The following is a 25,516-nucleotide window of genomic DNA, read 5'->3' as shown; positions in this document are numbered from 1 at the left end:
GGTCAGGGGCTTCGGGCGTGCTTCGGGCGTGCTTCAGGGGTGCTTCAGGACGGCGTGCAGGGCGTGGCGCAGCTGCTCGCGGCCGGGCTGCAGGGCCCGGTCGAGGGCGGGGGCGAAGGGCAGGACGGCGCCGTCGGGGCGGGTGACCCGGCGGGGCGGGGCGATCAGGCGCATTTCCTCGGCGGCGGTGGCCAGCACCTCGGAGGCGAAGCCGCAGCTGCGGTTGGAGTCGTCGAACACGACCAGCCGGCCGGTGCGTTCCAGCGAGGCGGCGAGCGCGGCCCAGTCCATCGGGTACAGCGTGCGCGGGTCGAGGACCTCGACCGAGACGTCCTCGGCGACCTCCTCGGCCACGGCGAGCGCGTCGTGCACCAGGTGTCCGACGGCGACCACGGTGACGTCGGTGCCGGGGCGGTGGATCCGGGCCCGGCCGAGCGGGATCGGGGCGAGGTCCCAGGTGACGGTCTCGCGCACCGGGAGGGCGGCGGCGGGCGCGAACACCACGACCGGGTCCGGGTCGCGGATCGCCGAGCGCAGCAGCCCGTAGGCGTCGGTCGGGGTGGCGGGCACCACGGTCTTCACCCCGGCGTGGGCGAACAGGCTGTACGGGTGGTCGGAGTGCTGCCCGGCCCAGCCGTCCCGGGAGCCCGAGCCGGGCACCAGACAGGTCAGCGGGACGCTCGCCTGCCCGCCGGTCATCAGGGAGAACTTGTGGGCCTGGTTGACGAGTTGCTCGAAGACCAGGAACAGCAGCGAGGGGATCTGGAATTCCAGCACCGGCCGCCGGCCGGCGAGCGCGGCGCCGATCGCCATCGCGGTGAAGGCCTGCTCGGACAGCGGGGTGTCGACGATCCGCTCGGGACCGAAGCGGTCCAGCAGGCCGAGCGTCGGGCCGGCCATCCCGGCGCCGATGTCCTCGCCGAAGACGCAGACCGCCGGGTCGTCGGCGAGTTCGTCGGCGATCGCCCGGTTGAGGGCCTTGGTGTACGAGAGCCTGGTCATGCCACCGCCCCCGCCCGGGGCCGCAACCCGTCGGCGTACAGGTGGTCCAACGCGCCTGCCGGGTCCGGGTGTTCGGAGGCGAGGGCGAACTCCTCGGCGGCGCCGAGCTGCCGGGCCACCGCGGCGTCGAGCCCGGCGACGGTCGGTGGGTCCAGCAGGGCGGCGGCCCGGGGGAGCGGGTCGCGGGCGCGCCAGGCGTCGACCTCCTCGGAGGTGCGGTAGCGCAGTCTCATCCGGCGTTCCATGGTGTGGTGGCCCTCGTAGCGGTAGGTGCGGCACTCCAGGAAGCCGGGGCCGTCGCCGGAGCGGGCCCGGTCGACCGCGCGCCGTGCGGCGGCGCGGACGGCCTCGGTGTCCATGCCGTCCACCTCCTCGGCGGGGATGCCGAAGGCGGCCGCCCGCCCGGTCGCGCTGCCCGCGACCGCGGTGGCGGCGGGCAGGGTGGTGGCGTAGCCGTTGTTCTCGCAGACGAACACCACCGGGAGCCGCCACATCGCGGCGAGGTTGAACGACTCCAGCAGGACGCCCTGGTTGAGCGCGCCGTCGCCGAAGAAGGCCACCGCGACCCGTCCGTCCCCGGCCTGCCGGGCCGCCCAGGCGGCGCCGACCGCGATCGGGGCGCCGGCGCCGACGATGCCGTTGGCGCCGAGGATGCCCAGCGAGAGGTCGGCGGCGTGCATCGAGCCGCCCCGGCCGCCGTTCAACCCGTCGACGCGGCCCGCCAGTTCGGCGAGCAGCCGGTGCGGTGCGGCGCCGCGGGCGAGTACGTGGCCGTGGCCGCGGTGGGTGCTGGTGAGCCGGTCGGCGGGGCCGAGTGCCGAGCAGACGCCGACCGCGACGGCCTCCTGCCCGATGTACGGGTGGATGCCGCCGGGGATCGCGCCGGCCTTGACCAGGCCGAGCGCCAGCTCCTCGAAGCCGCGGATCAGCCGCAGCATCCGGTAGCGCTCGGCCGGGGTCTCCAGTGGAGCCGTCACAGCGCGCCTTGCCAGACCGTCGGGCAGAACTGCGGGTCGGCGTAGTCGGGCCGGCCGTCGGCGGTGCGGCGCACCAGCACGTCGTGGTTGTAGACCACCGGGCCGCCGTCCGTCCTGGTGTGGTGGCGGTACTCGTTGGCGCCGTCCTGCAGGTGCAGCGAGACGGCCCGGCGCGGGAAGGAGGCCAGGTTGGGGCCGCTGCCGTGGTAGGTGCGGCAGTGGTGGAAGGACATGTGGCCGCGCGGGATGAGCATCGGGACGGTGTGCACCTGCTGCCCGTTGTGGGCGGCGTTGGCGGCCAGGATGTCGTCCAGCTCGCTGCGGTCGCGCTCGGCGAAGTGCCGGGTGGAGTCCTCGCCGGAGTCCAGCTCCCGCCAGCGGTGGCTGCCGTCGACCATGGTGATGGTGCCGTTCTCCTCGCGGCAGTCGTGGAACGGGATGAACGCGGTGAGCATCTCCTCCGAGGTGGAGGTCTGCCAGTAGTGCTTGTCGAAGTGCCAGGGCACCTGGTTGCTCGGCTCCCCGGGCACCGGTGGCTTGTGGATCAGGGTGGCCTGGAAGATCCGGATCTCCTCGGCGCCGGCGAGCAGGGCGGCCACCGCGCCGACCAGCGGCTTGCGCAGGATCGCGCCGATGGCGTCACTCTCGTAGTGCACGTAGTCGTTGTGCCGCTGGATCGGGCCGTGCGAGGGCTCCCAGGCGGCCAGCCGCGGTGGCCGGACGGGCAGCTCGCGGTCGCGGTGGCCGGAGTAGTAGCGCTCGGTGGCGGCCTGGAGGGTGTCCAGCTCCTCGTCGCTGAACAGCTTCCGGGACAGGTACCAGCCGTGCTCGCGGTAGTGGGCCACCTCCTCGGGCGTGGGCAGCAGGGCGCGTTCGGCCTCGCTGAGGCGGAACGCGGCGACGGTGGTCATGGGCGGTGCCCCTTCTTCGGGTGCGGGCGGTCAGACGGTGGCGGCGGAGCTCTGCCGCTCGACGGCCTCGTACAGGGCCTTGATGTTCGCGGTGCCGAAGGTGCCCGCGCCCTGGCGCTCGATCAGCTCCAGGAAGTAGGTCCGCCGGGGGTGGGTGGAGCGGACGAAGATCTGGAACAGCTGGCCGCCGTGGTCCTGGTCGACCAGCACGTGCAGGTCGCGCAGGGTCTCCACCGGGATGGCGGTCTCGCCGAACCGCTCGGCCAGGGCGTCGAAGTAGGCGCCCGGGGTGCTCAGGAACTCCACGCCGCGGTCGCGGGCGGTCCGGACGGCGGTGGCGATGTCGCGGGTGCGGAAGGCGAGGTGCTGCACCCCGGCGCCGTCGTGGGCGGCCAGGAACTCGTCGATCTGGCCGGGGCGCCGGGTGGTGTCCGGCTCGATCAGGGTGAAGGTGACCTCGCCGGAGGCGCTCTGCACCACGCTGGAGTCCATGGCCTGCCGGCCGACCTCGATGTACTCGCCGAAGATCCGGTGGAAGCCGAGCGCGGCCTCGCAGAACCGTACGGCGTCGGCGAGTTGGCCCGCCGGGACGCAGATCGCGACGTGGTCCAGGGCGTCCAGCAGGCCCGGCTCGTCGGTGGGCTCGGCCGTGCGCAGCGGGACGAACCGCAGGGCGGTGTCGCCGAAGCCGGCGATCAGCCCGCCGGCCCGGTCCAGCACGCGGGCGCCGTGCCGCTCGGCGCGCTCCAGCGCGGCCTGCGGGTCGGTGCAGGCCAGGGCGAGCACGGCGACGCCGTCCCCGTGCCGGGCGACGTAGCCGGCCACCGGGTGGTCGAGGTCGGCGGCGGAGGCCAGGTGCATCCGGATCGTGCCCTGGCGCAGTCGGATGGTGCGGGCGCCGTCCGGCTCGGTCGCCGGGAGGTCGGCGGTGAAGCCGAAGTCGGCGCAGAGCCCGGCCGCCGTCTTGTCGGCGTCCGCGCAGTGGAATTCGACGTGGGTGATGAACTGGATGGACAACGGGATCTCCCCCGGAGGGATGGAAGGACGAGGATCGGCGCGCTACTTGGCGGCCCGGGTGGAGGCCGGACCGAGGATCAGGCTGAGGTTGTGGCCGCCGAAGGCGAAGGCGTTGCTCAGCGCGGCGCGCACCGGTGCGGACCGGGCCCCGCCCCGGATGTGGTCCAGGTCGCAGGCCGGGTCGGGGGCGGTCAGGTTGAGTGTCGGCGGCAGCGTCCCCCTCGCCACCGCCAGGGCGGTCACCACCGCCTCCAACGCGCCTGCGGCGCCCAGGAGATGGCCGGTGGCGCCCTTGGTGGAGCTGACCGCGGGCGGGTGCGCGCCGAAGACGGCGTGCAGGGCGGCGGTCTCGGCCACGTCGCCGAGCTTGGTGCCGGTGCCGTGGGCGTTCACGTAGTCGATGTCGCCCGGCGCCAGGCCCGCGTTGGCGAGTGCGGCGCGCATCGCGTCGGCGGCGCCCGCGCCGTCCGGGCGGGGCATGGTCGGGTGGTGGGCGTCGGTGGAGGCGCCCCAGCCGATGACGTCCGCGTATCCGGCGGCGCCGCGGGCGTCGGCGTGTTCGGCGCGCTCCAGGACGAGGACGGCGCTGCCCTCGCCGAGCACGAAGCCGTTGCGGCGGGCGTCGAAGGGCCGGCTGGCCTGCGCCGGGTCCTCCCAACCCTGGGCGAGCGCCCGGGCGTTGGTGAAGGCGGCGGCGATGGTGGGGTGCAGCGAGGACTCGGTGCCGCCGCACACCACCACGTCCGCGTCGCCGGCCCGGATCAGCCGCAGCCCCTCGGCGACCGCCTGGGCGCCGGCCGCGCAGGCCGTCACCACGGCCGAGCTGTAGCCGCGGATCCCGTGCTTGATGGCGATCCGGGCGGTGGCCATGTTGGAGAGCATCCCCGGCAGCAGGTACGGGCTGACGCCGGGGCGGCCGCGCTCCAGCCGGCGGTGGGACTGCTGCTCGAAGGTCTCCAGCCCGCCGCCGCCGGTGGCCAGCACCACGGCGGTGCGGTGCGGGTCGACGTCCTGGCCGACGACCAGGCCGGCGTCGGCGAGTGCGTCGTCGGCCGCGGCGAGGGCGAGCAGGACGAAGCGGTCCACGCAGCGGGTCTCGGTGGGCGGCAGCACCTCCCGGCCGTCCACGGCGGGGGCGATCCCGGCGGCGGGCAGCCAGCCGTGCGCGGCGTGGCCCTCGGGGACGGCGGACAGCCCGGAGCGCCCGGCGGTCAGCGCGTCGAACACCTCGGCGGGCTCGCGGCCGAGCGGTGAGACCAGGCCGAGGCCGGTGACGACGGCCCCCTCACGGCGGCTCATGCGCCCACCCCGCTGCGCCCGGCGGTCGGTCGGCGCACCGCGCGGCTGCCGGGGGCGACCTCGTCGTGCCCCGTCATCGGGCACCGGCCGCGGCGTCGAGGTAGCGCTGGCGCAGCAGCACCTTGCGGACCTTGCCGGTGGGGCCGAGCGGGATGTCGTCCCCGGAGACGACCAGCACCTGGCGCACGGTCGCGGCGGCGGCCTCCTCCAGGGCGGCGATGACGTCCTTGGTCCGGTCGGCGGCCGGGTCGGCGTCGGCGGCGAGGATCAGCAGCACGTCGGTGACCACGCGCTCGCCGTCCCGGACGGCGACCACGGTGCAGTCCGCCACGTCCGGGCGGGCGGCCAGTACCCGCTCCTCCGACATGGCGGTGAACAGCCGCTTGCCGTCGCCGAGTTCGACCGAGTCCACGGCCCGGTCGACGTGGTAGTAGTAGCCCTCCTCGTCCCGGTACATCAGGTCGCCGGTGAGGAAGCGGCCGCGGATCCTGGTGCGGAAGGTGGTCGCCGAGTCGTTCCAGTAGCCGAGTGCCAGGGTCGGTGAGGAGGTGGCGAGTTCGCCGACCTCGCCGGGCCCGAGCGGCTCGCCGTCGGGGCCGACCACCTCGCAGTCGACGAAGGCGTGCGGGCGGCCGACGCAGCGCCCGTAGCGCTCGGTGCCGGGGCCGTGGGTGATGAAGAAGTGCGAGTGGCCCATCTCGGTGGAGCCCAGGCCGTCCACGAACAGCGAACCCGGCGTGCGGACCCGGCCCTCGCGGGTGACGGACTCCCGGCTGCCGGTGGCGATCAGGCGGCGGATGTGCACCTCGTGCGCGCAGTCGCCGGTGTTCCACCACAGTGCGACGGTGTCCAGCTCCCGGGCGGCGAGGTCGTGGTGGGCGAGTTCGGCCCAGGTGGCGGCGAAGCCGATCACGCCGGTGGGCCGCCACTGCTCGATCGCGTCCAGTACTCCGGCGCCGGACTGCCGTGACAGCACGGCGAGTTCGGTGTGCGAGCTGAGCGCGAGGTTGAGCGCGATCAGGGTGGCGGCGTGTGGCGCGGGCAGGGCGCTGAGCATCCGGTCCTGGCCCTGCGGGCGGGGCAGCCGCAGCCGGTGGCGGATCGCCGCGTACAGGCCGGCGTGCGAGTGGACGACGGCCTTCGGCATCCCGGTGGTGCCGGAGGAGTGGGTGATCGCCACCGGGTCGCCGGACCAGTGCCGGTACGGCTCCGGGGCGGCCTGCGGGTCGCTGGAACCGAGCGTGCCGATCTCGGGCAGCAGTGGCGCGCCGACCTCGTGCCCGGCCAGTGCGGCCAGGCGGGCCGGGTCGGCGAGGACGCCGACGGCGCCGAGGCGGGCGATGTAGCGGGCGGCGCGCTCGCCGTCCACGTTGGGGTTGAGCAGCGCGGGGATGGCGCCGAGCCGGGTCAGGGCGAGGAAGGAGAGCACGTGGTCGGCGGCGTCGCCCGCGTAGACCACCACCGGGTCGCGCCGGGTGATGCCGAGGGCGTGCAGGGCGGCGGCGCGGGCCCGGACGGCGCGGTCGAGCTCGCGCAGGGTGAGGGGCTGCCAGGCGGGGTGGCCGTCCACCGGGGTGTCGAAGGTCAGCAGCGGCTCGTCCAGGCCGAGGCCGAGCGCGAGCCGGGCGGTCAGGACGTTGCCGGCGCCCACGTCGGGGTCGTCCGCGAGCAGGGAGCGGACACTGCGGATGGTCACGGGGGTGGATCCCTCCATCGGGGCCGGGGGCGGCCCGGGCGGCTGATCGGGTGGCGTGGGTCGGGCGGCCGCGCGGGCGGCGAAGGGCGTCGACGGGTGCGACGCAGGTGGCGATGGGAGCCGTCGACGGGGTCGTCAGGTGCGACGGGGGCCGGTGCTGGTCTGCCGGGTGCGGCTGCTTCAGGCGTCGGGCCTCACCAGTGGGGACGGCCGGTGGCGGTCGGCCGGTTCAGCCGGTGACCAGGACGGCCACCGCGTGGCCGCCGTCCTCTCCCTGTTCGGCGGCGATGACCAGCACCCGGTCGGCGTCGCCGTCCGCGAGGAGCAGCGCCGCGAGGTCGAGTGCGTCCTGCGGTACCCGTCCGGGGACGGTCCGCGCGGGGCTGATCGCCACGACGGGGCCGGTCAGGCCCCAGCGGGCGGCGATGTGCCCGAGGACGGCGTTGGGGTTGGACCGGAAGAACAGCAGCGGTGCCGGCCGCCGTCCGGGTTCGGCGCTCTGGTCGATGGCCCGTGCGGTGGCGCGGTCGCCGTCGGAGCTGGCGAGCAGCAGTGCGGTCCGTCCGGGGGCGGGCGGGGCGCCGTGGTGGGTGCGCAGGCAGCGGTCGGCGGTGTCGGCGACCAGCGGGTTGAAGCCGGAGGCGGCGAAGCCGGGCAGCGGTGGCGGTGGGCCCGCCAGGCCGGGGTCGGGTCGGCGGGCCTCGGCGAGGACCCGCAGGCCGGCGGCGGCGACGGCGTCGGTGGGTGTGACGTCGGTGGGTGTGTCGTCGGTGCGTGCGGTGTCGGTGGTCATCGTGTGGGTGCCGGGGTACGGGGTCGGTGCCGTCGGACGGCGGGCGGGGTCCGGTGGCCGGTCATGCGGGGGCCACCAGCAGGGCGGTGTTGGCGCCGCCGAAGGCGGAGTTGAGGCTGAGTGCGTAGCGGGGGCGGGCGGCGCGGGGGCCGTCCAGGACGAGGTCCAGGCCGACGTCCGGGTCCGGGCCGAGCCAGCCGGCGTTGACGGGGAGCAGTCCGGTGCCCAACGCGCCGATGGTGACGGCGAGTTCGAGCAGGGCGGAGGCCTCCAGGGCGTGTCCGTGCGCGGACTTGCTGGAACTGACCGGGAGTTCGGCGAGGTGCCGGCCGAACACCCGGCGCAGCGCGCTCGCCTCGGCCTGGTCGGCGAGGGTGGAACCGGTGCCGTTGGCGTTGACGTAGCCGATCTCGGCCGGGGCGACGTCCGCGCGGGCGAGCGCCGCCTCGACGGCCCGGGCGACCCCGGCGCCGCCCGGTTCGGGGCGGCAGACGTGGTGGGCGTCCCCGGCCCGGCCCCAGCCGGCCAGCCGGGCGAGTACGGCGGCGCCGCGCCGTTCGGCGGCCGGGGCGGCCTCGACCAGCACGGCGGCGGCCGCGTCGCCGAGCAGGGTGCCGGTCCGGCCGGCGCTGAACGGGCGCAGCTCGCCGTCCCGGGCCAGCGCGCGCCCGGCGTCGAAGACGGCGAACACGCCCGGCTCGACCAGGTGCCCGGCCGCGACCAGGACCCGTTCGTGCCGCCCGGCGGCGACCAGCGCCGCGGCGTCCGCGACGGCGGTCGCGGCCGCCACGCAGGCGCCGGTGTACACCCGGGTGACCCCGGCGGTGCCCCAGGTGGCGCGGACCCCGGCGGCCACCGCTTCGGCCGTGCTCCGGGTCCGCTCGTCGCTGTGCAGGGCGAGCAGGACGGGTGTGGGCGCGCCGTCGGCGGCGGTCAGCCCGGCCTGGCGGCAGGCCTGGCCGACGGCGTCGAGCACCGCGCGGGCCAGCGGGAAGGTGGGGGCGAGCGGCACGTCGTCGGGGAGCAGGGCGGCCCGGGTGGTGCGGCGGGCGCCCACGTCGAAGCGGGTGACCGGGCCGAACGCGGTCCTGCCGTGGGCGGTGGCCGCGGTCAACGGGCCGAGCCCGCGCCCGGCGGAGCTGAGCACACCGAGCCCGGTGACCACCGGCCGGCCGCGCGGCCGGTGCGCGGATGACGTACCGCCGGTCATGGCCGTGCGCCCGCTCGTTCGGCCAGGACGGCCGCGCGCAGCAGCTCGGTCGCGTCGTCGACCGTCCGGACGGCGCCGAAGCGGTCGTCGTCGAGGTCCACCTGGATGTCGTAACGCTGCTCGAACTCGGCGATGAGCCAGGTGAGTTCGAGCGAGCCGAGATCCTCGGGCAGGGTGTCGGCGGCGCGCTGCCCGAACGCCGCCAGCATCGCGCGGACCTCGGCCCGGTCGGGGAGGTCGGCGCCGGTCACGCCGCGCTGCCGGCGGGGGTGACGGCTGCGATCCGCTTGACGACGTCGGCGGTGAACTCGTCGAGCGTCATCAGCGCGGTGGTCTCCATCTCGTCCAGGTCGAACTTGATCCCGAACTCGTCCTCGACCTGCACCGACAGCTCGGCCAGCGCGAGCGATTCGAGGTCCAGCCCGGCCGGGCCGAGGTCGGTGTCCCCGGTGACCTCGGAGACGTCGTACTGCATCTCGGTCAGCGAGGCGAGGACGAACTCGCGGATGCGGTCCTGCATGGTGGTGGCTCCTTGTCGGGCGTGAACGTCGGGGCGCGAACGTCGGGGTGCGCGCGGTGGATCAGAGCGCGGCGGCCGTGGTGGTGGTGCGCAGGGCGGCCGGGTCGCGCAGGAGTTTTCCGGTGGCGGTACGGGGCAGGCGGGGCAGCAGGGCGAGCCGTCGCGGCCGCTTGTAGGCGGCGAGCCGGCGGGCCAGCCCGTCCTGGACGCGTGCCAGGTCGGCGTCGGGTTCGGTGGCCAGGTAGGCCTCGATCGCGCCGTCCTCGAAGACCACCACGGCCTCGCGGACCTCGGGCAGCGCGGTGAGCGCCTGCTCGACCTCGGTGAGGTCGACCTTGAGGCCGCCGATCGAGACCTGGGAGTCCAGCCGGCCGAGGACGCTGACCCGGCCGGTGGCCTGGTCGAGTTCGGCCGCGTCGCGGGTGTGCAGCCAACCGTCCGACCAGCGGGTCGGGTCGTCCAGCCCGGGGTACGGCGAGGCCGCCGCGCCGATCTGCAGCTCGCCCGCGACCAGCCGCAGCCGCATCCCGTGGACGGGTCGCTTGGCCGGGTGGAGCGCGCCGGACAGATCGGTGGCGATGACCCCGGTCTCGGTCATCCCGTACATGGTGCCGAGCGGGACGCCGTAGCGGTCGGTGAACAGCGCGGGCAGGCCCGGGCGGACCAGCTCGCCCGCCACGATCATCCGCCGCAGCTGCGGCAGCGCCGGGGGAGCGACGGCGCCGGCCAGCAGCTCGGCATGGAAGGGCACCCCGATGACGGTGGTCGGCCGGTCGCCGGCGGCGACCGCGGCGAGGATGCCCGCCGCCGTCATCCGCTCGGGCACGGTGAGCGCGACGCGGGCGTGCAGACTGTTGAGCAGTCCGCCGACCAGGCCGAGCACGTGCACGACCGAGGACAGCAGGACGACCCGCTCGCCCTCGCCGGGGAAATCCATCAGCCTGCGGTAGCAGTCGAGTTCGCGCAGCAGGTCGGCGGCCGTACGGGCGATGACCTTGGCCGGTCCGGTGGATCCGGAACTGAGCTGGATCAGCGCGTGCCCGGTGCGGGCCGGGAGCCCGTCCGGCAGTCGGACGGCCACCGGCTCCACCTCGGAGAAGCCGCGCAGAGCCGCCGCGGTCCGGTGAGCGGAGCCTACCAGCACCTGCGGGGCCAGCCGCGCCACCGCCGAGTCGACCTCGTGGTCGGTCAACCGGTGGTCGAGCAGGGCCACTTGGGCGCCGAGCCGCCAGCACGCCAGCAGCACCGCGACGAACGCCACCGAGGGTGGCAGCCGCAGCGCCGCGGTGCCGCCGGGGCCGAGTCCGGCCGCGGCGAGGTGCGCGGCCTGCTCGTCGACCAGGGCGCGCAGGGCGTCCCGATCGATCGGTGCGCCGAGATGCAGGCACTCCTCGCCTCCGGGGCCGGCCAGCAGCGACCGGTCGACCCAGGCATCCGGGGCGTCGGCGTGCGGCGGTGAGGAAGGCGGAAGTGAAGAGGGGGAAAAGCCGGTCAACACCGCTCCACAGAAGTGAGGGGATTTGACATGAACGCCGTTCACAACCAAAACGGTCAATTCCGTTGCCAGACCCTTGCACAGACGTTTGGTCAAATCAAGGTCTATACCAATGTGGCTGTTGCTCCTACGCTGCCGAACCGGGGCAGGCCCACGCGTGGCCGCCCAGGAATCGAGGATGCCCGTGGGAGAACTCACGCTGGCCGGGATCGAGCGCGCCGCACGCGCGCAACTTCCCTCGGAAATCTGGGACTTCATCGAAGGCGGCAGCGGCGCGGAACGCACCATGGCGGCGAACCGTCAGATGTTCGCACGCTATGCACTGCGCCCGCGCACGATGGTCGACGTCTCGGCCTGCTCACCCGGGCGCACCCTGCTCGGCGCGCCGCTCGGCCTGCCGGTGGGGATCGCCCCGATGGCCTACCACCGACTGGTCGACCCGGAGGGCGAGACCGCCACCGCGCGCGCCGCCGGCCGGGCCGGGGCCCTGCTGGTCGCCGGGATGTTCGCCAGCCGCACCCTGGAGGAGATCGCGGCCGCCGCCACCGGCCCGCTCTGGCTCCAGCTGTACTGGCTGCGCGAGCGTGCCGCGCTCGCCGCCCTGGTCGAACGCGCCGAGGCGGCCGGCTACTCCGCGCTCGTCCTGACCGTGGACGCCCCCCGGATCGGCCGCCGCCTGCGCGACCTGCGCAACGGCTTCGCGATCCCGCCCGCCGTCCGCGCGGTCAACCTGGACCCGGCCCTGATGTCCGCCAGCCACCGTGTGACCAGCGGGGGTTCGGGCATCGCCGAGCACGCCCGCGAACAGTTCGACCCCACCCTGACCTGGTCCGACCTGGACTGGCTGCGTGCCCGCACCCGGCTGCCGCTGGTCCTCAAGGGCGTGCTGACCGCCGAGGACGCCCGCCTCGCCGCCCAGCACGGCGTCGACGCCGTGGTGGTCTCCAACCACGGCGGGCGGCAACTCGACGGCGCCCTGCCCTCCCTGGCCGCCCTGCCCGAGGTGGTCGACGCCGTACCCGCCGACCTGCCGGTCCTGCTCGACGGCGGGGTGCGCACCGGCGCCGACATCGCCGTCGCCCTCGCCCTCGGCGCCCGCGCCGTCCTGGTCGGCCGCCCGGTGTTCTGGGGCCTGGCCACCGAGGGGGAGGCCGGCGTGCACCGCGTCCTCGACCTGCTGCGCGAGGAACTGGAACACACCATGGCCCTGTTGGGCCGCCCCCGGCTCGCGGACCTGGACCGCACCGTCCTCGCCCCCTGGCCCGGTCCGGTCGGCTGAACCGCGCACCGCCCGCAGCACGTTCCACGTTCTAGATGGAGAACACCGGATGACCGAACAGAACGACCCCTTCCCCGGCTGGGACTGGGACGACCCCGACGGCCTCGCCACCCGCCTGGACGCCTTCAGCGCGCAGGTCGCCACCTGCGACACGCTCGAAGCGCACCCCGGCGGGCTGCCGCGCGACCACGCCGGATTCCGCGAACTCGGCCTCACCGGCATCGAGTTCGCCGCCTTCCGGACCGCGCACCCGGAGGGCCTCGGCACCGACCTCGCCACCCTGCAGGGCCCCGGGGCCGCCACCGAACCCGGCACCCTCTACCGGGTCGACGGCGACCGCTGGTTCACCCAGCTCGACATCGGCCGGCCGCTGCCCTTCGCCGACGCCAGCGTCGACTGGGTCTACGCCGAGCACCTGATCGAGCACGTCACCATGCCCGTCGCGGTCGGCTGGCTGCGCGAGGCCCGCCGCGTCCTGCGCCCCGGCGGCGTGCTGCGCCTGACCACCCCGGACCTGGCCCGCTACCTGGTCGGCTACGCCACCGGCGACAACTTCCTCGCCAAGCACCGCCGCCGCCTCTCCACGCTCGGCTTCGGCCCGCCGATGCCCGCCCGCCCGGCCTTCCTGGTCAACCAGATCTTCCGCCACTACGGGCACCAGTGGATCTACGACCTGGACGAGCTGCGGCACGTCCTCACCCTCGCCGGCTTCGAACCCGGGCAGATCCGCCACTGCGCCTACCGCCAGGGCGCCCGCCCCGACGTCGCCGACCTCGACACCGCGTTCCGCACCGACGAGACCGTCTACGTCGAAGCCGACCGCTGAGCCGGGGCCCGTCCGGCACGATCGGCCGGACGGGCCACCGGCCTCCGCCACCTCCGTACCGAACGGGACCACCCATGCCCCTGCACCCCCAGGCCGAGGCCCTGCGCGCCCGGCGCGCGAGCAGCGGCGCACCGCCGCTCTACACCCTCACCCTGGCCGAGGCCCGGGCCGCCGACCTCGCCGACATCCGCGCCGCGGCCGGCCGCCCCGAGCCGGTCGCCGCCGTCGAGGAGCACCGCATCCCCGGCCCCGGCGGCGAACTCGCCCTGCGGCTCTACCGGCCCGAACCGCCCGGCCGCCCACTGCCCGCCCTGCTCTACCTCTTCGGCGGCGGCTGGGCCCTCGGCTCGCCCGACACCAGCGACGCGATCTGCCGCCGGCTGACCAACGCGGTCGGCTGCGTCACCGCCTCCGTCGGCTACCGGCTCGCCCCCGAACACCCCTTCCCCGCCGCCGTCCACGACTGCCGCGCAGCGCTCTCCTGGCTCGCCGCACACGCGGGCGAGCTCGGCGTCGACCCCGACCGGCTCGCCGTCGGCGGCGACAGTGCCGGCGGCAACCTCACCGCCGCCCTCACCCTGATCGCCCGCGACGAGGACGGCCCGGCCCTGCGCCACCAGCTGCTCGTCTACCCCAACACCGACCACGGCGCCGACACCCCCTCGCTGCGCGAGCACGACGACCCGCTGCTCTTCAACCGTCGTTCGGTGGCCTGGTACTGGGGCCACTACCTGGCCGACCCCGCCGACGGCGCCCACCCGCACGCCTCCCCGCTGCGCGCCCCCGACCTGGCCGGCCTGCCGCCCGCGACCGTCATCACCGCCGAGTACGACCCGCTGCGCGACGAGGGCGAGCAGTACGCGGAGGCGCTGCGCGCGGCCGGCGTCCCGGTGGAGACCCGCCGCTACGCCGGGATGCCGCACGGCTTCTTCGCCATGACCGGCACCCTGGACGCGGCCGCCGACGCCCAGCGCCACGCCGCCGAGCGGCTGCGCGAGGCCCTGCGGTGAGCGCGCCCGAACCCCTGCCCCTGGCCGATCTGCACGCGAGCCTGGCCGACCCGCTGCTGGACGCGATGACCTTCCTCAACGAGGTCACCACCCGCTACCCCGACGCGGTCTCCTTCGCCCCCGGCCGCCCCTACGAGGGCTTCTTCGACCCCGAGGACGTCCCCGGCTACCTGGACACCTACCTCGCCCACCTGGCGGCGCGCGGCCACGACCGGGACGCCGTACGCACCGCGCTGTTCCAGTACGGCCCCACCAAGGGGATCATCGCCGACCTGGTCGCCCGCACCCTCGCCAACGACGAGGGCCTGGCCGTGGCCCCCGAGGCCCTGGTGCTCACCGTCGGTGCCCAGGAGGGCATGCTGCTCACCCTGCGCGCGCTGTGCGCCGGCCCGGACGACGTCCTGCTGGTCAGCTCGCCCTGCTACGTCGGCGTCACCGGCGCCGCCCGGCTGCTCGACCTGACCACCCTCCCGGTCCCCGAGGGCCCGGGAGGCGGCCCCGACCCGGAGGCCGTCCGCGCCGCCGCCCGGGCCGTCCGGGCCGAGGGCCGCCGCCCGCGCGCCCTCTACGTCGTCCCGGACTTCGCCAACCCCTCGGGCACCAGCATGCCCGTCGCCGCCCGCAGCCGGCTGCTGGACGCGGCCGCCGCGGAGGGCCTGCTCGTCATCGAGGACAACCCGTACGGCTTCTTCGCCCGCGACCCGGGGGAGCGGCCGACGCTCAAGGCGCTGGACCGCCGCCGCCAGGTGGTCTACCTGGGCTCCTTCGCCAAGACCTGCTTCCCCGGCGCCCGCCTCGGCTACGTCGTGGCCGACCAGGAGGTGGCCGCCCCCGGCGGGCGGCGCACCCTGCTGGCGGACGAACTGGCCAAGCTGAAGAGCATGACGACGGTCAACACGCCCGCGCTCAGCCAGGCCGTCATCGGCGGCATGCTGCTGCGCCACGACTGCCGGCTGCGGGAGGCCAACGCGCCTGCCACGACCCACTACGCGGCCGGCCTGGACACCCTGCTGCGCGAGTTGGACCGGCACTTCCCGGCCTCCGAGCGGCGCCGTCTGGGGGTGTCCTGGAACCGGCCCGAGGGCGGCTTCTTCGCGGTGCTGACCGTCCCGTTCGCCGCCGACGACGCGGCGATGGAGCGCTGCGCCCGCGGGTACGGGGTGCTGTGGACGCCGATGGCGCCGTTCTACCCGGCGGGCGGCGGCGAGCACCGGCTCCGGCTCTCGATCAGCTCTCTGACCCAGGATCAGATCATCGACGGGGTGGCCAAGTTGGCGGCCTTCATCACCGCCTGAGCGGCGCACGGCGCGGAGCGGAGGGGCCCGGCTCACGAGCCGGGCCCCTCCGCTCCGCGCCCGTGGTGCCTCAGCGCACCCGGGTGGAGAACAGCCGGGCGGACCAGTACACCGACAGGACCGTCATCACCACGACGACCAGCAGGCCCTGCCAGACCGAGCTGTCCCCGACATGGCCGGAGAACAGCGCGCGCATGCCCTCCACCGCCCAGTAGAAGGGGTTCCACCTGGCGGTCTGCTGCAGCCAGTGCGGCGCCAGGGTGAGCGGCAGCAGCACCCCCGACAGCAGCGCGATCGGCTGCGCGATGGTGTTCACCACCGGGGCCATCGCCGCGTCGGTCGGCACCATCAGCGCGATGCCGAAGGAGATCGCCGAGGTCATCAGCGCCAGCAGCCCGAGCAGCAGGTAGGCGAGCAGCAGGTTCAGCGGGCTCACCCGCAGACCGAACGGCAGCGCGATCAGGGTGATCAGGACGGCCTGCACCAGCAGCGCCACCATCTCCCGCAGCGCGCGCCCGAGCAGCAGCGCCAGCCGGCTCACCGGGGTCACCCGGGAGCGCTCGATGATGCCGGCCTTCAGTTCGCCGAGCAGGCTGAAACCGGTGAACAGCCCGCCGAAGATGCACAGCACCGCCAACAGGCCCGGCACGTACACCTGGTAGGCGTCGGCGTAGCTGCCGGCGCCGTCGGGTGCGAGCACCTTCTTCAACAGCGGGGCGAACAGCAGCAGGTAGAACACGGGCTGGATGATCCCGACGGCGATCCAGATCGGGGTGCGGATCATCAGCAGCACCTGGCGCTGGAAGACCAGCCAGGTGTCGCGGGCGAGCTTCATGGTCTCCCCAGGAGTGGGCGGGTCAGGACTGCTGGAGCGAGCGGCCGGTGCGGGCCAGGAACACGTCGTCCAGGCTGGGCCGTTGGAGCCGGACGGTGCCGGGTGTCACGCCCGCCCCGTCCAGGGCGCGCAGCAGCTGCGGGATGGCCGCCGCACCGTCCTCCAGGTAGAGCCGCAGTCCGTCCTCGCCCTGCACCTCCAGCCGGTGCAGGTACGGCTGCGGGCGCAGTACCTCGGCCGCCCGCTTCGCGACGCCCTCGCCGGGCTCCAGTCCGACCAGCACGACGTCGCCGGAGATCTCGCGTTTGAGCGCCTCGGGCGTGCCCTCGGCCACCACCTGGCCGTGGTCGACGATCGCCACCCGGTCGCAGAGGGCGTCGGCCTCGTCGAGGTAGTGCGTGGTGACGACGACGGTCATGCCCTCGGTGCGCAGCCGGCGGATCTCCTCCCACACGTACGCCCGGCTGGCCGGGTCCAGCCCGACCGTGGGCTCGTCCAGGAACAGCACCCGTGGCTCGTGGATGACGCCGAGCGCGATGTCCACCCGGCGGCGCTGGCCGCCGGAGTACGTGGCGCACGGACGGTCGCCGAAGTCGGCCAGGTCGAAGGCCTTGAGCGCGCCCTCGGCGGCCTGGACGGCCCGCGCCTTGGCGGCGCCGTACATCCGGGCCTGGAGGACCAGCTCCTCGCGTGCGCTGACGGTGTCGGTGGTGCCGCCGCCCTGGGCGACGTAGCCGATCCGGCGGCGCACGCCGGCCGGGTCGGTGAAGAGGTCGGCCCCGGCGATGCCGGCCCGCCCGCCGTCCGGGCGGATCAGGGTGGCCAGCATGCGCAGGGTGGTGGTCTTCCCGGCGCCGTTGGGCCCGAGGAAGCCGTAGATCTCTCCTGCGGAGACGGACAGGTCGATGCCGCGGACGGCGTCGACGGTGGGGCTCTCGCCGCTCTTGCGGGAGGTCTTCTTGCGATAGGACTTGCGCAGTCCCGTGGTCTCGATCAACCGAAACTCCCGTGCGGGGATGGGCTGCCACGGCACCTGGGAAGGCGGTGCTCGGCACCTGCGAAGGCGGTGCTGCGCGCCACCCTAGGGTGAACCCCGGCCCGGAAACAATGGCCTAGACCAATGGACGTGTGATCTTCCGGTCTGCTAAAGGGGGTCTGCTCGGCGGCCCGCCGTCAGGGCGTCCGGGCGGCCCGCGGCCAGCTCCTCCAGCCGGTCCGCCGCGGCCGCCGCCCCGCCGCCCGCGCGCAGTGCCTCGCCGACCCGGACCGCGGTGCGCCGGTACCCGGTTGTGTCCAGGACGGTCCGCAGGGCCTGGGCCAGCCGCTCCGGCGTGACCCGGGCGAACGGCACCCGCAGCCCCGCCCCGGCCGTCGCCACCTGCGCCGCGACGAACGGCTGGTCGTGCCGGATCGGCGCGGTCACCAGCGGCAGGCCGTGCGTCAGCGCCTCGCCCACGGTGTTCATCCCGCCGTGGCACAGCACCGCGTCCAGCGCGCCGCGCGCCATCAGCTCCAGCACCGGCGCCCGGTCCACCGCGACGGCCTGCGGCGGCAGTTCGGGCAGCAGCTCGCGCGGGGCGGCGAACACCGGCTGGACGTCGTCCCCGCACAGCTCCAGCGCCCGGGCGGCCCGGGCGTGGAAGTCCGCGCCCAGCTCGCCGGCCAGCGTGCCCATGGTGACCAGGACCCGCCGCCGCCCCGGCAGCAGCCGGTCCCACGGGAAGTGCGGATCGGCCGGTCGGGTGGCCGGCAGCACCGGGCCGACCAGCGCGTACTGCGGGGGCGGCGAGGCGTCGCCGGTCAGCGCGGGCCCGGTGGTCGCCAGCACCAGGGCGGGGGAGAAGCGCGGGTCCAGGTACTCCTGCCCGGGCAGCTTGGCGCGCTCCCACAACCCGCGCAGTAGCCCCGTCATCCAGGCCTCCACCTGCGGCAACGCCCGGTACGGGCGGCCCAGTTCCATCGCCCCGGGGGCGAAGCTCGCCCACGGCAGGCCGTGCCGGTGGGCGACCAGCGCGCCCGCCGGGGTGTGCTGGTCGACCAGCAGGACGTCCGGCCGGAACTCCCGCACGACCGCGTCCAGCGGCTTCGCGGTGAACCGCGCGTACGGGACGATGAAGCCCTCCCAGAGCGAGCGCAGCGCGGCGAGCCCGTGCCCGCCCTGCGCCCGGAACGCCCGGGTGCCGGTGCCGAGGACACGGGCCTCGGGGCCGAGCAGCGGGCGCAGCACCGACTCGGTTCCGGTCCAGGCGACCTCGTGTCCGCGCGCGGTCAGCTCGGCGGCGATGCCCGCCGCGGGGTTGACGTGGCCGGTCAACGGCGGCATCACCAACAGGAAACGGGTCATCGCGCATCCTCCTCGGGGAGCAGTTCCTGCAGGTCGGCGACGGTCAGCGACTCCAGCGCGGCCAGGTCCAGCCCGGTGCGCAGCCCGGCCAGGTCGGCCGTCGGGCCGAAGCGGACGCGCAGGTGCTCGGCGAGCGCGGCCAGTTCGCACTCGTCGAGCAGCAGGTCGCCGTCCAGCCGGGCGTCCGGGGTCAGCAGTTCGGCCCAGCCGGGCGGCGCCCCGGCGGCCTCGGCGATCAGCGCGACCAGCTCGGGGTGCAACGGCGCGGCGGGGTGGGGCGGTTCACGGTCGGACATCAGAAGGTCTCCCACCTGCTCGACGGCACGGGGGTGAACGCGTCGGCCCCGGAGGCGGATTCGTCGGCCTTGGAGGCGATCGCGACGGAGAGGGGCCCGAGATCACTTGTGCGACCAGGCGGGCGTCGGAATACTAGCCCGCGTGACAGCACTGGAGGCAGTGGCCGTTCACCTTCCCCCGCACGCCGTGCCCATCGAGGCGGTTGGTGAGCGGATCGGCCTGACCCCACGTCAACTTCGTCTCTTCCGCCGCTTCCACGGCCTGGACCAGCTGCGTCTGGATCCGACCGGGACGCTGCCCGACCTGCTGGAAGCCGCCCTCGACAACCTGCCCGAGCTGCGCGGACGCGAGCGGCACGTCCGTTACGTGATCCACGCGCGCAGCATGCCGGTGGCGGTGCCCTACCCGCTCAACCCGCTGCACGACCTGCTGGTCGGGCGCGGACTCGCGCACGCCAACGCCTTCACGGTGACCCACCACGCGTGCGCGGTGGGCCTGCTGGCCATCGACCTGGCCGGCCGGCTGCTCGCCGCCGACCCCGACCCGGAGGCGCTGGCGCTCGTCCTGGCGGGCGAGAAGACCTTCACCAAGGACGCCCAGGTGGTGCCCGAGACCGGGATCTTCGCCGAGGGCGCGGCCGCCTGCCTGGTGCGCGCCGACGGCGAGCGCCACCGGGTGCTCTCCTTCGCGGTGCGTCAGCGCCCGGAGTTCGACGGCCGGCTGGCCGAGGACGCGGACCTGCTGGCCCGCTACCAGCGCGAGTACCCGAACGTGATGGTGGAGGCGATCGAGGCCGCCCTGGCGGAGGCCGGTCTGGACCTCTCCGACCTGGCCGCGGTGCTTCCGCACAACGTCAACCAGGCGTCGTGGCGGATGATAGCGCGCCGGATCGGCTATCCGCTCGACAAGGTGGTGCTGGACAACGTGCTGTCGGTCGGGCACAGTTTCGCTGCAGACAGCCTCATCAATCTTCACACCGCCACCACGCGGGGGCTGCTCCGCCGCGGCGACCACTACCTGATCGCCGCCGCCGGTGTCGGAGCCACCTTCTCCGCGATGGCGGTCCGGTGCTGACGACCCGCCGGTAGCCTCGTCGGCCACTCCCAGGCCGGACCACTTTCACGCCAGACCACCTTCACGCCAGAACACTCTCCCACGTACGACGGGACGGGACACCCATGTCAGAACCTGTGGTCCAGACCACTGACCCCGAGCTGCGCGAGCGGATCCGCCACGGCATCGGCGAGCTGCTGCCCCGCGTCCTCAAGCGCGAACTGCCCGAGATCCCGGAGAACGCCTGCCTCTTCGACGACCTCGGCCTCACCTCCGCCGGCACCATCGAACTCATCCTGGAGCTGGAGGAGTCGCTCGACCTCCAGGTGGACGTCGAGCAGATCACCGAGGACGACCTGCGCTCGGTCGCCAACCTGGCCGACTACGTCGCCGGGCACGTCATCCCCGAGGACTGACCGGGTGGCCGACCACGGCCTGCGGATCACCCGGGCGATCTCGAGGTGCTTCGACGGCCGCTCGGAGGCCTCGCTCGACCCGGACCTGCGGGTGTTCGTCTCCGACCTGGTCCGTCCCTACGGCCTGCCGCTGCGCGAGGACCTGCTGCGCGAGGGTGTCGGCCACTCCTACGAGGAGCTGGCCGAGGGCCTGGTACGCGAGGCGCTCGTCGACGGTGAGTCCGTCGATCTGCTGATCCTGGCCTTCGACACCCCGGACGTCCGGCCCGGAGCGCCCTCCTCGCTGGCGCTCAGCCGGTCCTGTCCGGGCGCACCGCTCGCCTTCGCGGTCTGCGACCAGGGCTCCGCGGCGGCGTTCACCGCGCTGCGCCTCGCGGCGGACTACCACCGCACCGGGGCCTGCCGTCGGGCGGTCGTGGTGCTCGCCGAGCAGACCGCGCTGCACTACGAACCGGCCGGCCAGGTGGCGCTCCCGGAGCGGCACGGCGTGGTGGTGCTGGTCTGCGAGGAAGCCCCCGGTCCTACCATGACGGTCCATCACATCCCGGGTTCCGAGCCGCCGGACGTGGTACTGCGGATTCGGGCCGAGCAGCTCGGGCCCGACGCGGCGCTGGTGCTCGGCCCCGGGCTGGGCGGCGCCGAGGGCCCGGCGGCCCAGCCGTTCACCGGGGTCTGGGCGGAACTCGCCGAGCGGCTGCCCGCATGGCAGGCGCAGGGGCGCCCCGTGCTGGTCGCCGGGCTGGACCGCCGGCTCGGCGTGCTGAGCATGCTGACCCTCGCGTAATGGCAGTCGACGAGGGGCCAGTGCATGTCAACACTCCTTGATTGCGAGGATAGTGACGATCTATCAGCCTTCTTTTGGTCTGGACCAATGTGCGAGGCCGCTGATAGCGTCCTGATCACACCCCGCTGAGTCCTTCCCGGCGAGCCGAAAGGAGCGTACGACGTGATCCCGTACCGCGAGACGCAGACCAGCCGGCGGATCGAGGTCCGGTACGCGGCCCCGGGCGGCGGCTCCGGGACGCTCACGCTCGGCCAGGACAACATGATCCGGTGCATCCGGCGTGACGCCCCCGAGCAGATCAACAAGGAGTCCGTCTGGCCCGTCCCGGACGGCACCTCGGTGTCGGCCGGGCTGGCCGCTCTGCGCCTCCTCGTCGAACGGCACGAGTCGCTGCGCACCTCCTTCCCCGCGGGCCCTGGCGCGGACGGCTTCCCGGAGCGCCAAGTGGTGCACTCGGAGGGCCGGTTCACCGTCACCGTGGTCGAGGCCGGCGGCCGTAGCGAGGTCGAACTCGACCGGTTGGCGGCGGAGGTGGGCCAGGCCGACGTCACCGTGGCGTTCGACCTGGACGCCGCCCCACGGCTTCGCCTCACCCTGGTCGCCGACGGGGAGCGGCTGCTCCGGCTGGTCGTGGTGGTCTGCCACGCGGGAGCCGACGGCGCCGCCACCGCGGTGCTGATCCAGGACTGGTTGGCCCTCGCCGCCGGACAGGACCTCCCGCCGGTCACCGCCCCGACCCCGCTGCAGATCGCGGGCGCGGAACAGGGCGCGCAGGGTCGCCGCAAATCGGCCACCGCGCTGCGGCATTGGGGGCGCATCCTCGCCACCGGCCCGCAGGTGGTCTTCGCCGACTCGCGGATCACCGGCCCGCCGCGCGACCTCTCCGCCGTCCTCGTCCGCTCCCCGGCCGCCGCCGAGGATCTCGCCACCGTCTGCCGCCGCACCGGCGCGAGCCCGTCCGTCGTCCTGCTCGCCGCCTTCGCCGCCCTGGTCGCCCACCGGGCCGGCCGCACCGACCTGGTGATCTCCGCGCTCTCCGCGAACCGCCAGCGTGCCGCCCTGGTCGACCACGTCGGCACCCTCGCGCAGGACGCCCTGATCCTGCTCGACACCGGGGCGGCCGACCTCGACCAGCTGATCGGCCGAGCCAAGTCCGCCTCGCTGAGCGCCTACTGGCACAGCACCCTGGACGCCGAGCGGGTCTGGCGGATCATCGAGGACTGTGCCCACCTGCGCGGCAGCCGCTTCCCCCGCCAGGTCGTGGTCAACGACCTGAGCCTGACCATCCCCGCCGCCATCGCCGACGCCCAACCCGCCCCGGCCGCCGACCCGGAGCTGACCCGAGTGCCCGCCCCGCCGCTGGCGGTCCGGCTGATGTTCACCATCCTACGGATCAGCGGCAGCCTCGACTTCGCCCTCATCGCCTGCCCGCAGGTGCTCGACCCGGACGAGACCGACCGGTTCGCGCGGGCGCTGCTCGCCGTGCTCGCCGCCGCGGCCCGCAGGCCGGTTCCGCTTCGCGAACTGCCCGGACTCGCGGAGGTGCCGCCCCCCGAACGAAGCGGCGAGTGGCGGCTGATCGACGGCTCCTGGACCGATCTGGCGGCCGTCCGCACCCTGCTGGAGACCGCCCTCGGTGCCCGGGCGGACATCGAACTGTCCCTGGACGACGGAGTGTTGACCGCCCGGCTGGCCGCCCGGCCGATGGTCGGGGCGGACGGACTCACCCCGGCGGTCGCGCACCGCGCGGTGGTCGCCGAACTCTCCGGCCGCGACACGGCGATGGCCCCGCACCACTACATCGTCCGGCGCGCCGGCCCCGGGGCGGAGAGCGTCACCTTCGGCAGCGGCCGCGACCCGGAGATCGCCGCCCGGCAGGCCGTGCTCACCTGAAGGGCCGTGCTCACCTGAAGGACTGTGTTCACCTGAAGGACCGTGCTCACCTGAAGGGAGGAGCGTGGGCAGGCGCGGGTGGCATCACTCCAACGGGTCCTCGCCCTCCCCTCGAACGTCCCACGAACACGCGGACGTCGCGCCCGAGGTGAGCCCCCACGGGCTCGGCACCTCCTCCTCGTCCTCGTCCCCCTGCAACGGCAGCCGGTCGATCACCGCCACCAGCCGCGGCGGAAGTTGCGGCGCCAGCCCGTGGTGGACCCGGGACAGGATGTCGCGCCGCACGTCGTCCGGCAGCAGCGGCCTGCTCATCCGCAATGGCCGTGTCCCCGGAGGGCGTTCGGCCGACGCCAGTTGGTCGGACCAGGCCCGCCAGTAGTCCGCGTCGTCGTTCTCGCCGAGCTTCAGATGGTGCAGGTGCAGGCAGTACGCGGCCGTCCCGCACCCCGACCCCGCGGCGAAGCGCCACCAGAACTCCGCGCCCTCCTCCCGCCCGGTGGCGTACAGCAGCGCGGCGAACACCTCCGCCCCCTCGGGCTGGATCCGCCGGGCGTTCACCAGCAGGTCGAGCCCCCGGGAGGCGTCCGGCGCGCCCAGCACCAGGGCCACCACCAGGCCGAGTTCGAAGGCGGCCTGCTCGTGCTCCGACGACAGGTGCGTCGGCGCCGCCGTCAGCCGGGCCTGGCGCAGTGCGGCGATGCGTTCGGCGTGCGCGCGCTCCGGTCGGGGCACGTGGAACGCCGCGCGCCCCCGGTCGCTCCCGTGCGCCCCATCGTTCCCGTGCGCCCCATCGTTCGCGTTCGCCCCGTTGAGCGGGTCGGTCTCGTCGAGCGGGTCGGTCTCGGGGTGGGCCGTCACAGCTCACCCGTGTGGTCCGGCAGTTCGCCCACCCCGAGCCGGCGCGCCAACCGATCCCGCGCGTGCCGCAGGTTGGAGTGCACCGTCGCCACCGGCCGCCCCAGGTACGCCGCGATCACCTTGACGTGCAGGCCGAGCAGGTAGCGCAGGATGACCACGTCCCGCTGCCGGTCCGGCAGTTCGAGGATCGCCGCGTACAGTCGCACCTCGTCGGCCTCGCTGTGCAGCAGCCCGTTCGCCACCTGCTTGAACGCGCCGATCACGGCCGCGAAGGTGACGGCCTCCACGGCGACCGGCTCCTCGGCGGCCACCCAGTCGGAGACGTGCCTGCTCGCCAACCGCCAGGCGTACGCGGCCGGTTCCTCGAACCGCAGGACCTGCGGCCAGCAGCGGGCCAGGTCCGCCTTCACGGCCTCGACCACCAGCGCGGCGTCCGCCTGGCCGCCTATCCTGGTCAACGCGAGCGCGTACCAGGCGGGTTCATGCGTCTCGCAGAACGCCGCGTAGGCGAGGTCCCGCCGGAGGCCGAGGTCGCCGCCGAACCCCCGGTCCGCCCCCGCCGTTCCGGTGCGTTCCACCGCCGGCCCTTCCAGGTACCCGCGCACGGGGGCGCCCCTGTCGATCGTCATCGAGCCTGCTTTCCGTGGCCGCCGACTGCTCGCCGGGCCACCCGAGGGTCGGGTTGTCTGCGCCCATCCTCATTCCCTCAGGCCTGTCACTCCAGGCTGCAAGACGAATACAGATTGTCATCTCGTGGGATCTGCCGACTTGTTGTGGCGCGGTGACGGCGATGGGCGCACGGATACGCTGGGCACCGATCGGCAGGTGCCCGCGACGGCGAGGGGGAATGCGATGAGCCTCTACGACGGGGTCGACCTGCGGCTGAACATGCCGCACTCGGCCCGGATGTACGACTACTACCTCGGCGGCTTCACCAACTTCGCCGCCGACCGCGAGGCCGCCGGACACGCCCTCGCCGTCGCACCCTGGCTGCGCGCCGCGGCCCGCGCGAACCGCTCCTTCATCCATCGCTCCACCCGCACCCTCGCCCAGGCCGGCATCGACCAGTTCCTCGACATCGGCACCGGAATCCCCACCTCGCCCAACCTCCACGAGGTCGCCCAGGGCGTCGAGCCGCGTGCCCGCGTCGTCTACGCCGACAACGACCCGATCGTGCTCTCGCACGCCCAGGCCCTGCTCACCGGCACCCCCGAGGGCCGCACCGCCTACGTCGAGGCCGACGTCACCGACCCCGCCCGCCTGCTCGCCTCGTCCGGCGTGCGCGACACCATCGACCTCACCCGCCCCGTCGGGCTCTCCCTCAACGCCCTGCTCCACTTCGTCCCCGACGGCCACGGCGCCCACGAGATCGTCGAGCACCTCAAATCCGCCCTCGCCCCCGGCAGCGCCCTGGTGATGACCCACGTCACCCCCGAATTCGCTCCGGCGGAGATCGCCCGTCTGGTCCGCATCTACGAATCCGCCGGCACCGCCGCCCAGGCCCGCACCCTCCCCGAGTTCACCCGCTTCTTCGACGGCTGGACCCTCATCGCCCCCGGCATCGTCCCGACCCCCCACTGGCGTCCTGCCCCCGCCGACCCGCCCACCACCGCCTCCGACGCCTCCGCGTACGCCGCCGTGGCCCTCAAGCCCTGACGAGCCTGACCGCCTGCCGCGCGGCCAGGTAGCCGGCCGCCGCTCTCTGT

Annotated in this window: 26 protein-coding genes; 9 read left to right on the top strand and 17 right to left on the bottom strand. The window is 74.6% G+C overall.

The genetic code is table 11. The features are described from left to right. Positions 1–33 precede the first annotated feature (33 nt). From ACIOJE_RS03075 to ACIOJE_RS03025, 11 genes are all read right to left on the bottom strand, one after another. A complete protein-coding gene (locus tag ACIOJE_RS03075; RefSeq protein WP_400772919.1) occupies positions 34–1,002 on the bottom strand; it encodes an alpha-ketoacid dehydrogenase subunit beta in 969 nt (322 codons plus the stop codon). After that, the gene (locus ACIOJE_RS03070) at positions 999–1,979 is read right to left on the bottom strand and encodes a thiamine pyrophosphate-dependent dehydrogenase E1 component subunit alpha (protein ID WP_400772917.1); all 981 of its coding nucleotides are present in this window, start codon (positions 1,977–1,979) and stop codon (positions 999–1,001) included. Before ACIOJE_RS03070 ends, ACIOJE_RS03075 begins: the two co-directional genes overlap by 4 nt. Continuing rightward, entirely contained in the window at positions 1,976–2,890 is a 915-nt protein-coding gene (locus ACIOJE_RS03065; RefSeq protein ID WP_400772916.1) for a phytanoyl-CoA dioxygenase family protein, read from the bottom strand. The genes ACIOJE_RS03070 and ACIOJE_RS03065 overlap by 4 nt, the downstream gene beginning before the upstream one ends. A gap of 30 nt (positions 2,891–2,920) precedes the next feature. Beyond that, positions 2,921–3,907 carry a 4-hydroxyphenylpyruvate dioxygenase gene (gene hppD, locus ACIOJE_RS03060; protein WP_400772914.1) on the bottom strand — a complete coding sequence of 329 codons (987 nt, stop codon included), beginning with the start codon at positions 3,905–3,907 and terminating at the stop codon, positions 2,921–2,923. 42 nt (positions 3,908–3,949) lie between these two features. Continuing rightward, complete coding sequence (locus tag ACIOJE_RS03055) at positions 3,950–5,206, bottom strand: beta-ketoacyl-[acyl-carrier-protein] synthase family protein (protein WP_400772912.1); 1,257 nt, start codon at positions 5,204–5,206, stop codon at positions 3,950–3,952. A gap of 73 nt (positions 5,207–5,279) precedes the next feature. Then, positions 5,280–6,902, bottom strand: coding sequence for a class I adenylate-forming enzyme family protein (locus ACIOJE_RS03050; protein WP_400772911.1), 1,623 nt, complete (start codon positions 6,900–6,902; stop codon positions 5,280–5,282). Positions 6,903–7,131: 229 nt separating this feature from the next. Further along, on the bottom strand, positions 7,132–7,695 hold the full coding sequence (locus ACIOJE_RS03045) for a hypothetical protein (RefSeq protein WP_400772909.1): 564 nt from the start codon (positions 7,693–7,695) through the stop codon (positions 7,132–7,134). Between the two features lie 61 nt (positions 7,696–7,756). After that, a complete protein-coding gene (locus ACIOJE_RS03040) occupies positions 7,757–8,905 on the bottom strand; it encodes a beta-ketoacyl synthase N-terminal-like domain-containing protein (RefSeq protein ID WP_400772907.1) in 1,149 nt (382 codons plus the stop codon). Then, positions 8,902–9,156 (bottom strand): acyl carrier protein, encoded by a 255-nt coding sequence (locus ACIOJE_RS03035; RefSeq protein ID WP_280680622.1) that lies wholly within the window; start codon positions 9,154–9,156, stop codon positions 8,902–8,904. The genes ACIOJE_RS03040 and ACIOJE_RS03035 overlap by 4 nt, the downstream gene beginning before the upstream one ends. Next, complete coding sequence (locus ACIOJE_RS03030; RefSeq protein WP_280680621.1) at positions 9,153–9,425, bottom strand: acyl carrier protein; 273 nt, start codon at positions 9,423–9,425, stop codon at positions 9,153–9,155. The genes ACIOJE_RS03035 and ACIOJE_RS03030 overlap by 4 nt, the downstream gene beginning before the upstream one ends. Before the next feature lie 61 nt (positions 9,426–9,486). After that, the gene (locus ACIOJE_RS03025; RefSeq protein ID WP_400772904.1) at positions 9,487–10,923 is read right to left on the bottom strand and encodes a class I adenylate-forming enzyme family protein; all 1,437 of its coding nucleotides are present in this window, start codon (positions 10,921–10,923) and stop codon (positions 9,487–9,489) included. A gap of 175 nt (positions 10,924–11,098) precedes the next feature. Between ACIOJE_RS03025 and ACIOJE_RS03020 the strand changes: the two genes are divergently transcribed. The 4 genes from ACIOJE_RS03020 (at position 11,099) to ACIOJE_RS03005 (ending at position 15,330) form a co-directional block, all read left to right on the top strand. Continuing rightward, positions 11,099–12,199: an alpha-hydroxy acid oxidase gene (locus ACIOJE_RS03020; RefSeq protein WP_400772903.1), complete on the top strand. Its 1,101-nt coding sequence runs from the start codon at positions 11,099–11,101 to the stop codon at positions 12,197–12,199. A gap of 49 nt (positions 12,200–12,248) precedes the next feature. Further along, positions 12,249–13,025, top strand: coding sequence for a class I SAM-dependent methyltransferase (locus ACIOJE_RS03015; RefSeq protein WP_400772901.1), 777 nt, complete (start codon positions 12,249–12,251; stop codon positions 13,023–13,025). 74 nt (positions 13,026–13,099) lie between these two features. Beyond that, complete coding sequence (locus ACIOJE_RS03010) at positions 13,100–14,035, top strand: alpha/beta hydrolase (protein WP_400772899.1); 936 nt, start codon at positions 13,100–13,102, stop codon at positions 14,033–14,035. After that, on the top strand, positions 14,032–15,330 hold the full coding sequence (locus ACIOJE_RS03005) for a PLP-dependent aminotransferase family protein (RefSeq protein ID WP_400772897.1): 1,299 nt from the start codon (positions 14,032–14,034) through the stop codon (positions 15,328–15,330). The genes ACIOJE_RS03010 and ACIOJE_RS03005 overlap by 4 nt, the downstream gene beginning before the upstream one ends. 70 nt (positions 15,331–15,400) lie before the next feature. On the opposite strand, the gene ACIOJE_RS03000 is transcribed toward ACIOJE_RS03005, so the two are convergent. The 4 genes from ACIOJE_RS03000 to ACIOJE_RS02985 form a co-directional block, all read right to left on the bottom strand. Next, positions 15,401–16,165 (bottom strand): ABC transporter permease, encoded by a 765-nt coding sequence (locus ACIOJE_RS03000; RefSeq protein ID WP_280680615.1) that lies wholly within the window; start codon positions 16,163–16,165, stop codon positions 15,401–15,403. A 22-nt stretch (positions 16,166–16,187) separates the two neighbouring features. Next, entirely contained in the window at positions 16,188–17,162 is a 975-nt protein-coding gene (locus ACIOJE_RS02995) for an ATP-binding cassette domain-containing protein (RefSeq protein ID WP_280680614.1), read from the bottom strand. A 147-nt stretch (positions 17,163–17,309) separates the two neighbouring features. Next, positions 17,310–18,509 carry a glycosyltransferase gene (locus tag ACIOJE_RS02990; RefSeq protein ID WP_400772896.1) on the bottom strand — a complete coding sequence of 400 codons (1,200 nt, stop codon included), beginning with the start codon at positions 18,507–18,509 and terminating at the stop codon, positions 17,310–17,312. After that, on the bottom strand, positions 18,506–18,805 hold the full coding sequence (locus tag ACIOJE_RS02985) for a hypothetical protein (protein WP_400772894.1): 300 nt from the start codon (positions 18,803–18,805) through the stop codon (positions 18,506–18,508). The genes ACIOJE_RS02990 and ACIOJE_RS02985 overlap by 4 nt, the downstream gene beginning before the upstream one ends. 142 nt (positions 18,806–18,947) lie before the next feature. Between ACIOJE_RS02985 and ACIOJE_RS02980 the strand changes: the two genes are divergently transcribed. The 4 genes from ACIOJE_RS02980 (at position 18,948) to ACIOJE_RS02965 (ending at position 22,952) form a co-directional block, all read left to right on the top strand. Continuing rightward, positions 18,948–19,880 (top strand): 3-oxoacyl-[acyl-carrier-protein] synthase III C-terminal domain-containing protein, encoded by a 933-nt coding sequence (locus tag ACIOJE_RS02980; protein ID WP_400772892.1) that lies wholly within the window; start codon positions 18,948–18,950, stop codon positions 19,878–19,880. A 104-nt stretch (positions 19,881–19,984) separates the two neighbouring features. Next, the gene (locus tag ACIOJE_RS02975; RefSeq protein WP_280680610.1) at positions 19,985–20,275 is read left to right on the top strand and encodes a phosphopantetheine-binding protein; all 291 of its coding nucleotides are present in this window, start codon (positions 19,985–19,987) and stop codon (positions 20,273–20,275) included. Between the two features lie 4 nt (positions 20,276–20,279). After that, entirely contained in the window at positions 20,280–21,059 is a 780-nt protein-coding gene (locus tag ACIOJE_RS02970; RefSeq protein WP_400772891.1) for a hypothetical protein, read from the top strand. Between the two features lie 162 nt (positions 21,060–21,221). Beyond that, positions 21,222–22,952, top strand: coding sequence for a condensation domain-containing protein (locus tag ACIOJE_RS02965; protein WP_400772889.1), 1,731 nt, complete (start codon positions 21,222–21,224; stop codon positions 22,950–22,952). Between the two features lie 84 nt (positions 22,953–23,036). Here the strand turns inward: ACIOJE_RS02965 and ACIOJE_RS02960 are convergent, their stop codons facing one another. Together ACIOJE_RS02960 and ACIOJE_RS02955 are read right to left on the bottom strand one after the other, a co-directional pair. Beyond that, the gene (locus tag ACIOJE_RS02960; RefSeq protein ID WP_400772887.1) at positions 23,037–23,810 is read right to left on the bottom strand and encodes a hypothetical protein; all 774 of its coding nucleotides are present in this window, start codon (positions 23,808–23,810) and stop codon (positions 23,037–23,039) included. Next, positions 23,807–24,439, bottom strand: coding sequence for an RNA polymerase sigma factor (locus ACIOJE_RS02955; protein WP_400772886.1), 633 nt, complete (start codon positions 24,437–24,439; stop codon positions 23,807–23,809). Before ACIOJE_RS02955 ends, ACIOJE_RS02960 begins: the two co-directional genes overlap by 4 nt. Positions 24,440–24,662: 223 nt before the next feature. Here ACIOJE_RS02955 and ACIOJE_RS02950 point away from each other — a divergent pair, with 223 nt between their 5' ends. Continuing rightward, positions 24,663–25,466 (top strand): SAM-dependent methyltransferase, encoded by an 804-nt coding sequence (locus ACIOJE_RS02950; RefSeq protein ID WP_400772884.1) that lies wholly within the window; start codon positions 24,663–24,665, stop codon positions 25,464–25,466. Positions 25,467–25,516: the final 50 nt, after the last annotated feature.

Source organism: Kitasatospora sp. NPDC087861 (assembly GCF_044742585.1).
GTDB lineage: Bacteria > Actinomycetota > Actinomycetes > Streptomycetales > Streptomycetaceae > Kitasatospora.
The sequence above is the reverse complement of the archived record's forward strand: the minus strand, read 5'-3'. Positions and strand labels throughout refer to the sequence as shown.

Bases quoted from the DNA above. Each gene is read 5' to 3' on its own strand.
- ACIOJE_RS03075 (WP_400772919.1), bottom strand. From the start codon at position 1,002: ATGACCAGGCTCTCGTACACCAAGGCCCTCAACCGGGCGATCGCCGAC.
- ACIOJE_RS03065 (WP_400772916.1), bottom strand. From the start codon at position 2,890: ATGACCACCGTCGCCGCGTTCCGCCTCAGCGAGGCCGAACGCGCCCTG.
- ACIOJE_RS03055 (WP_400772912.1), bottom strand. From the start codon at position 5,206: ATGAGCCGCCGTGAGGGGGCCGTCGTCACCGGCCTCGGCCTGGTCTCA.
- ACIOJE_RS03045 (WP_400772909.1), bottom strand. From the start codon at position 7,695: ATGACCACCGACACCGCACGCACCGACGACACACCCACCGACGTCACA.
- ACIOJE_RS03040 (WP_400772907.1), bottom strand. From the start codon at position 8,905: ATGACCGGCGGTACGTCATCCGCGCACCGGCCGCGCGGCCGGCCGGTG.
- ACIOJE_RS03030 (WP_280680621.1), bottom strand. From the start codon at position 9,425: ATGCAGGACCGCATCCGCGAGTTCGTCCTCGCCTCGCTGACCGAGATG.
- ACIOJE_RS03020 (WP_400772903.1), top strand. From the start codon at position 11,099: ATGCCCGTGGGAGAACTCACGCTGGCCGGGATCGAGCGCGCCGCACGC.
- ACIOJE_RS03015 (WP_400772901.1), top strand. From the start codon at position 12,249: ATGACCGAACAGAACGACCCCTTCCCCGGCTGGGACTGGGACGACCCC.
- ACIOJE_RS03010 (WP_400772899.1), top strand. From the start codon at position 13,100: ATGCCCCTGCACCCCCAGGCCGAGGCCCTGCGCGCCCGGCGCGCGAGC.
- ACIOJE_RS03000 (WP_280680615.1), bottom strand. From the start codon at position 16,165: ATGAAGCTCGCCCGCGACACCTGGCTGGTCTTCCAGCGCCAGGTGCTG.
- ACIOJE_RS02990 (WP_400772896.1), bottom strand. From the start codon at position 18,509: ATGACCCGTTTCCTGTTGGTGATGCCGCCGTTGACCGGCCACGTCAAC.
- ACIOJE_RS02985 (WP_400772894.1), bottom strand. From the start codon at position 18,805: ATGTCCGACCGTGAACCGCCCCACCCCGCCGCGCCGTTGCACCCCGAG.
- ACIOJE_RS02975 (WP_280680610.1), top strand. From the start codon at position 19,985: ATGTCAGAACCTGTGGTCCAGACCACTGACCCCGAGCTGCGCGAGCGG.
- ACIOJE_RS02955 (WP_400772886.1), bottom strand. From the start codon at position 24,439: ATGACGATCGACAGGGGCGCCCCCGTGCGCGGGTACCTGGAAGGGCCG.
- ACIOJE_RS02950 (WP_400772884.1), top strand. From the start codon at position 24,663: ATGAGCCTCTACGACGGGGTCGACCTGCGGCTGAACATGCCGCACTCG.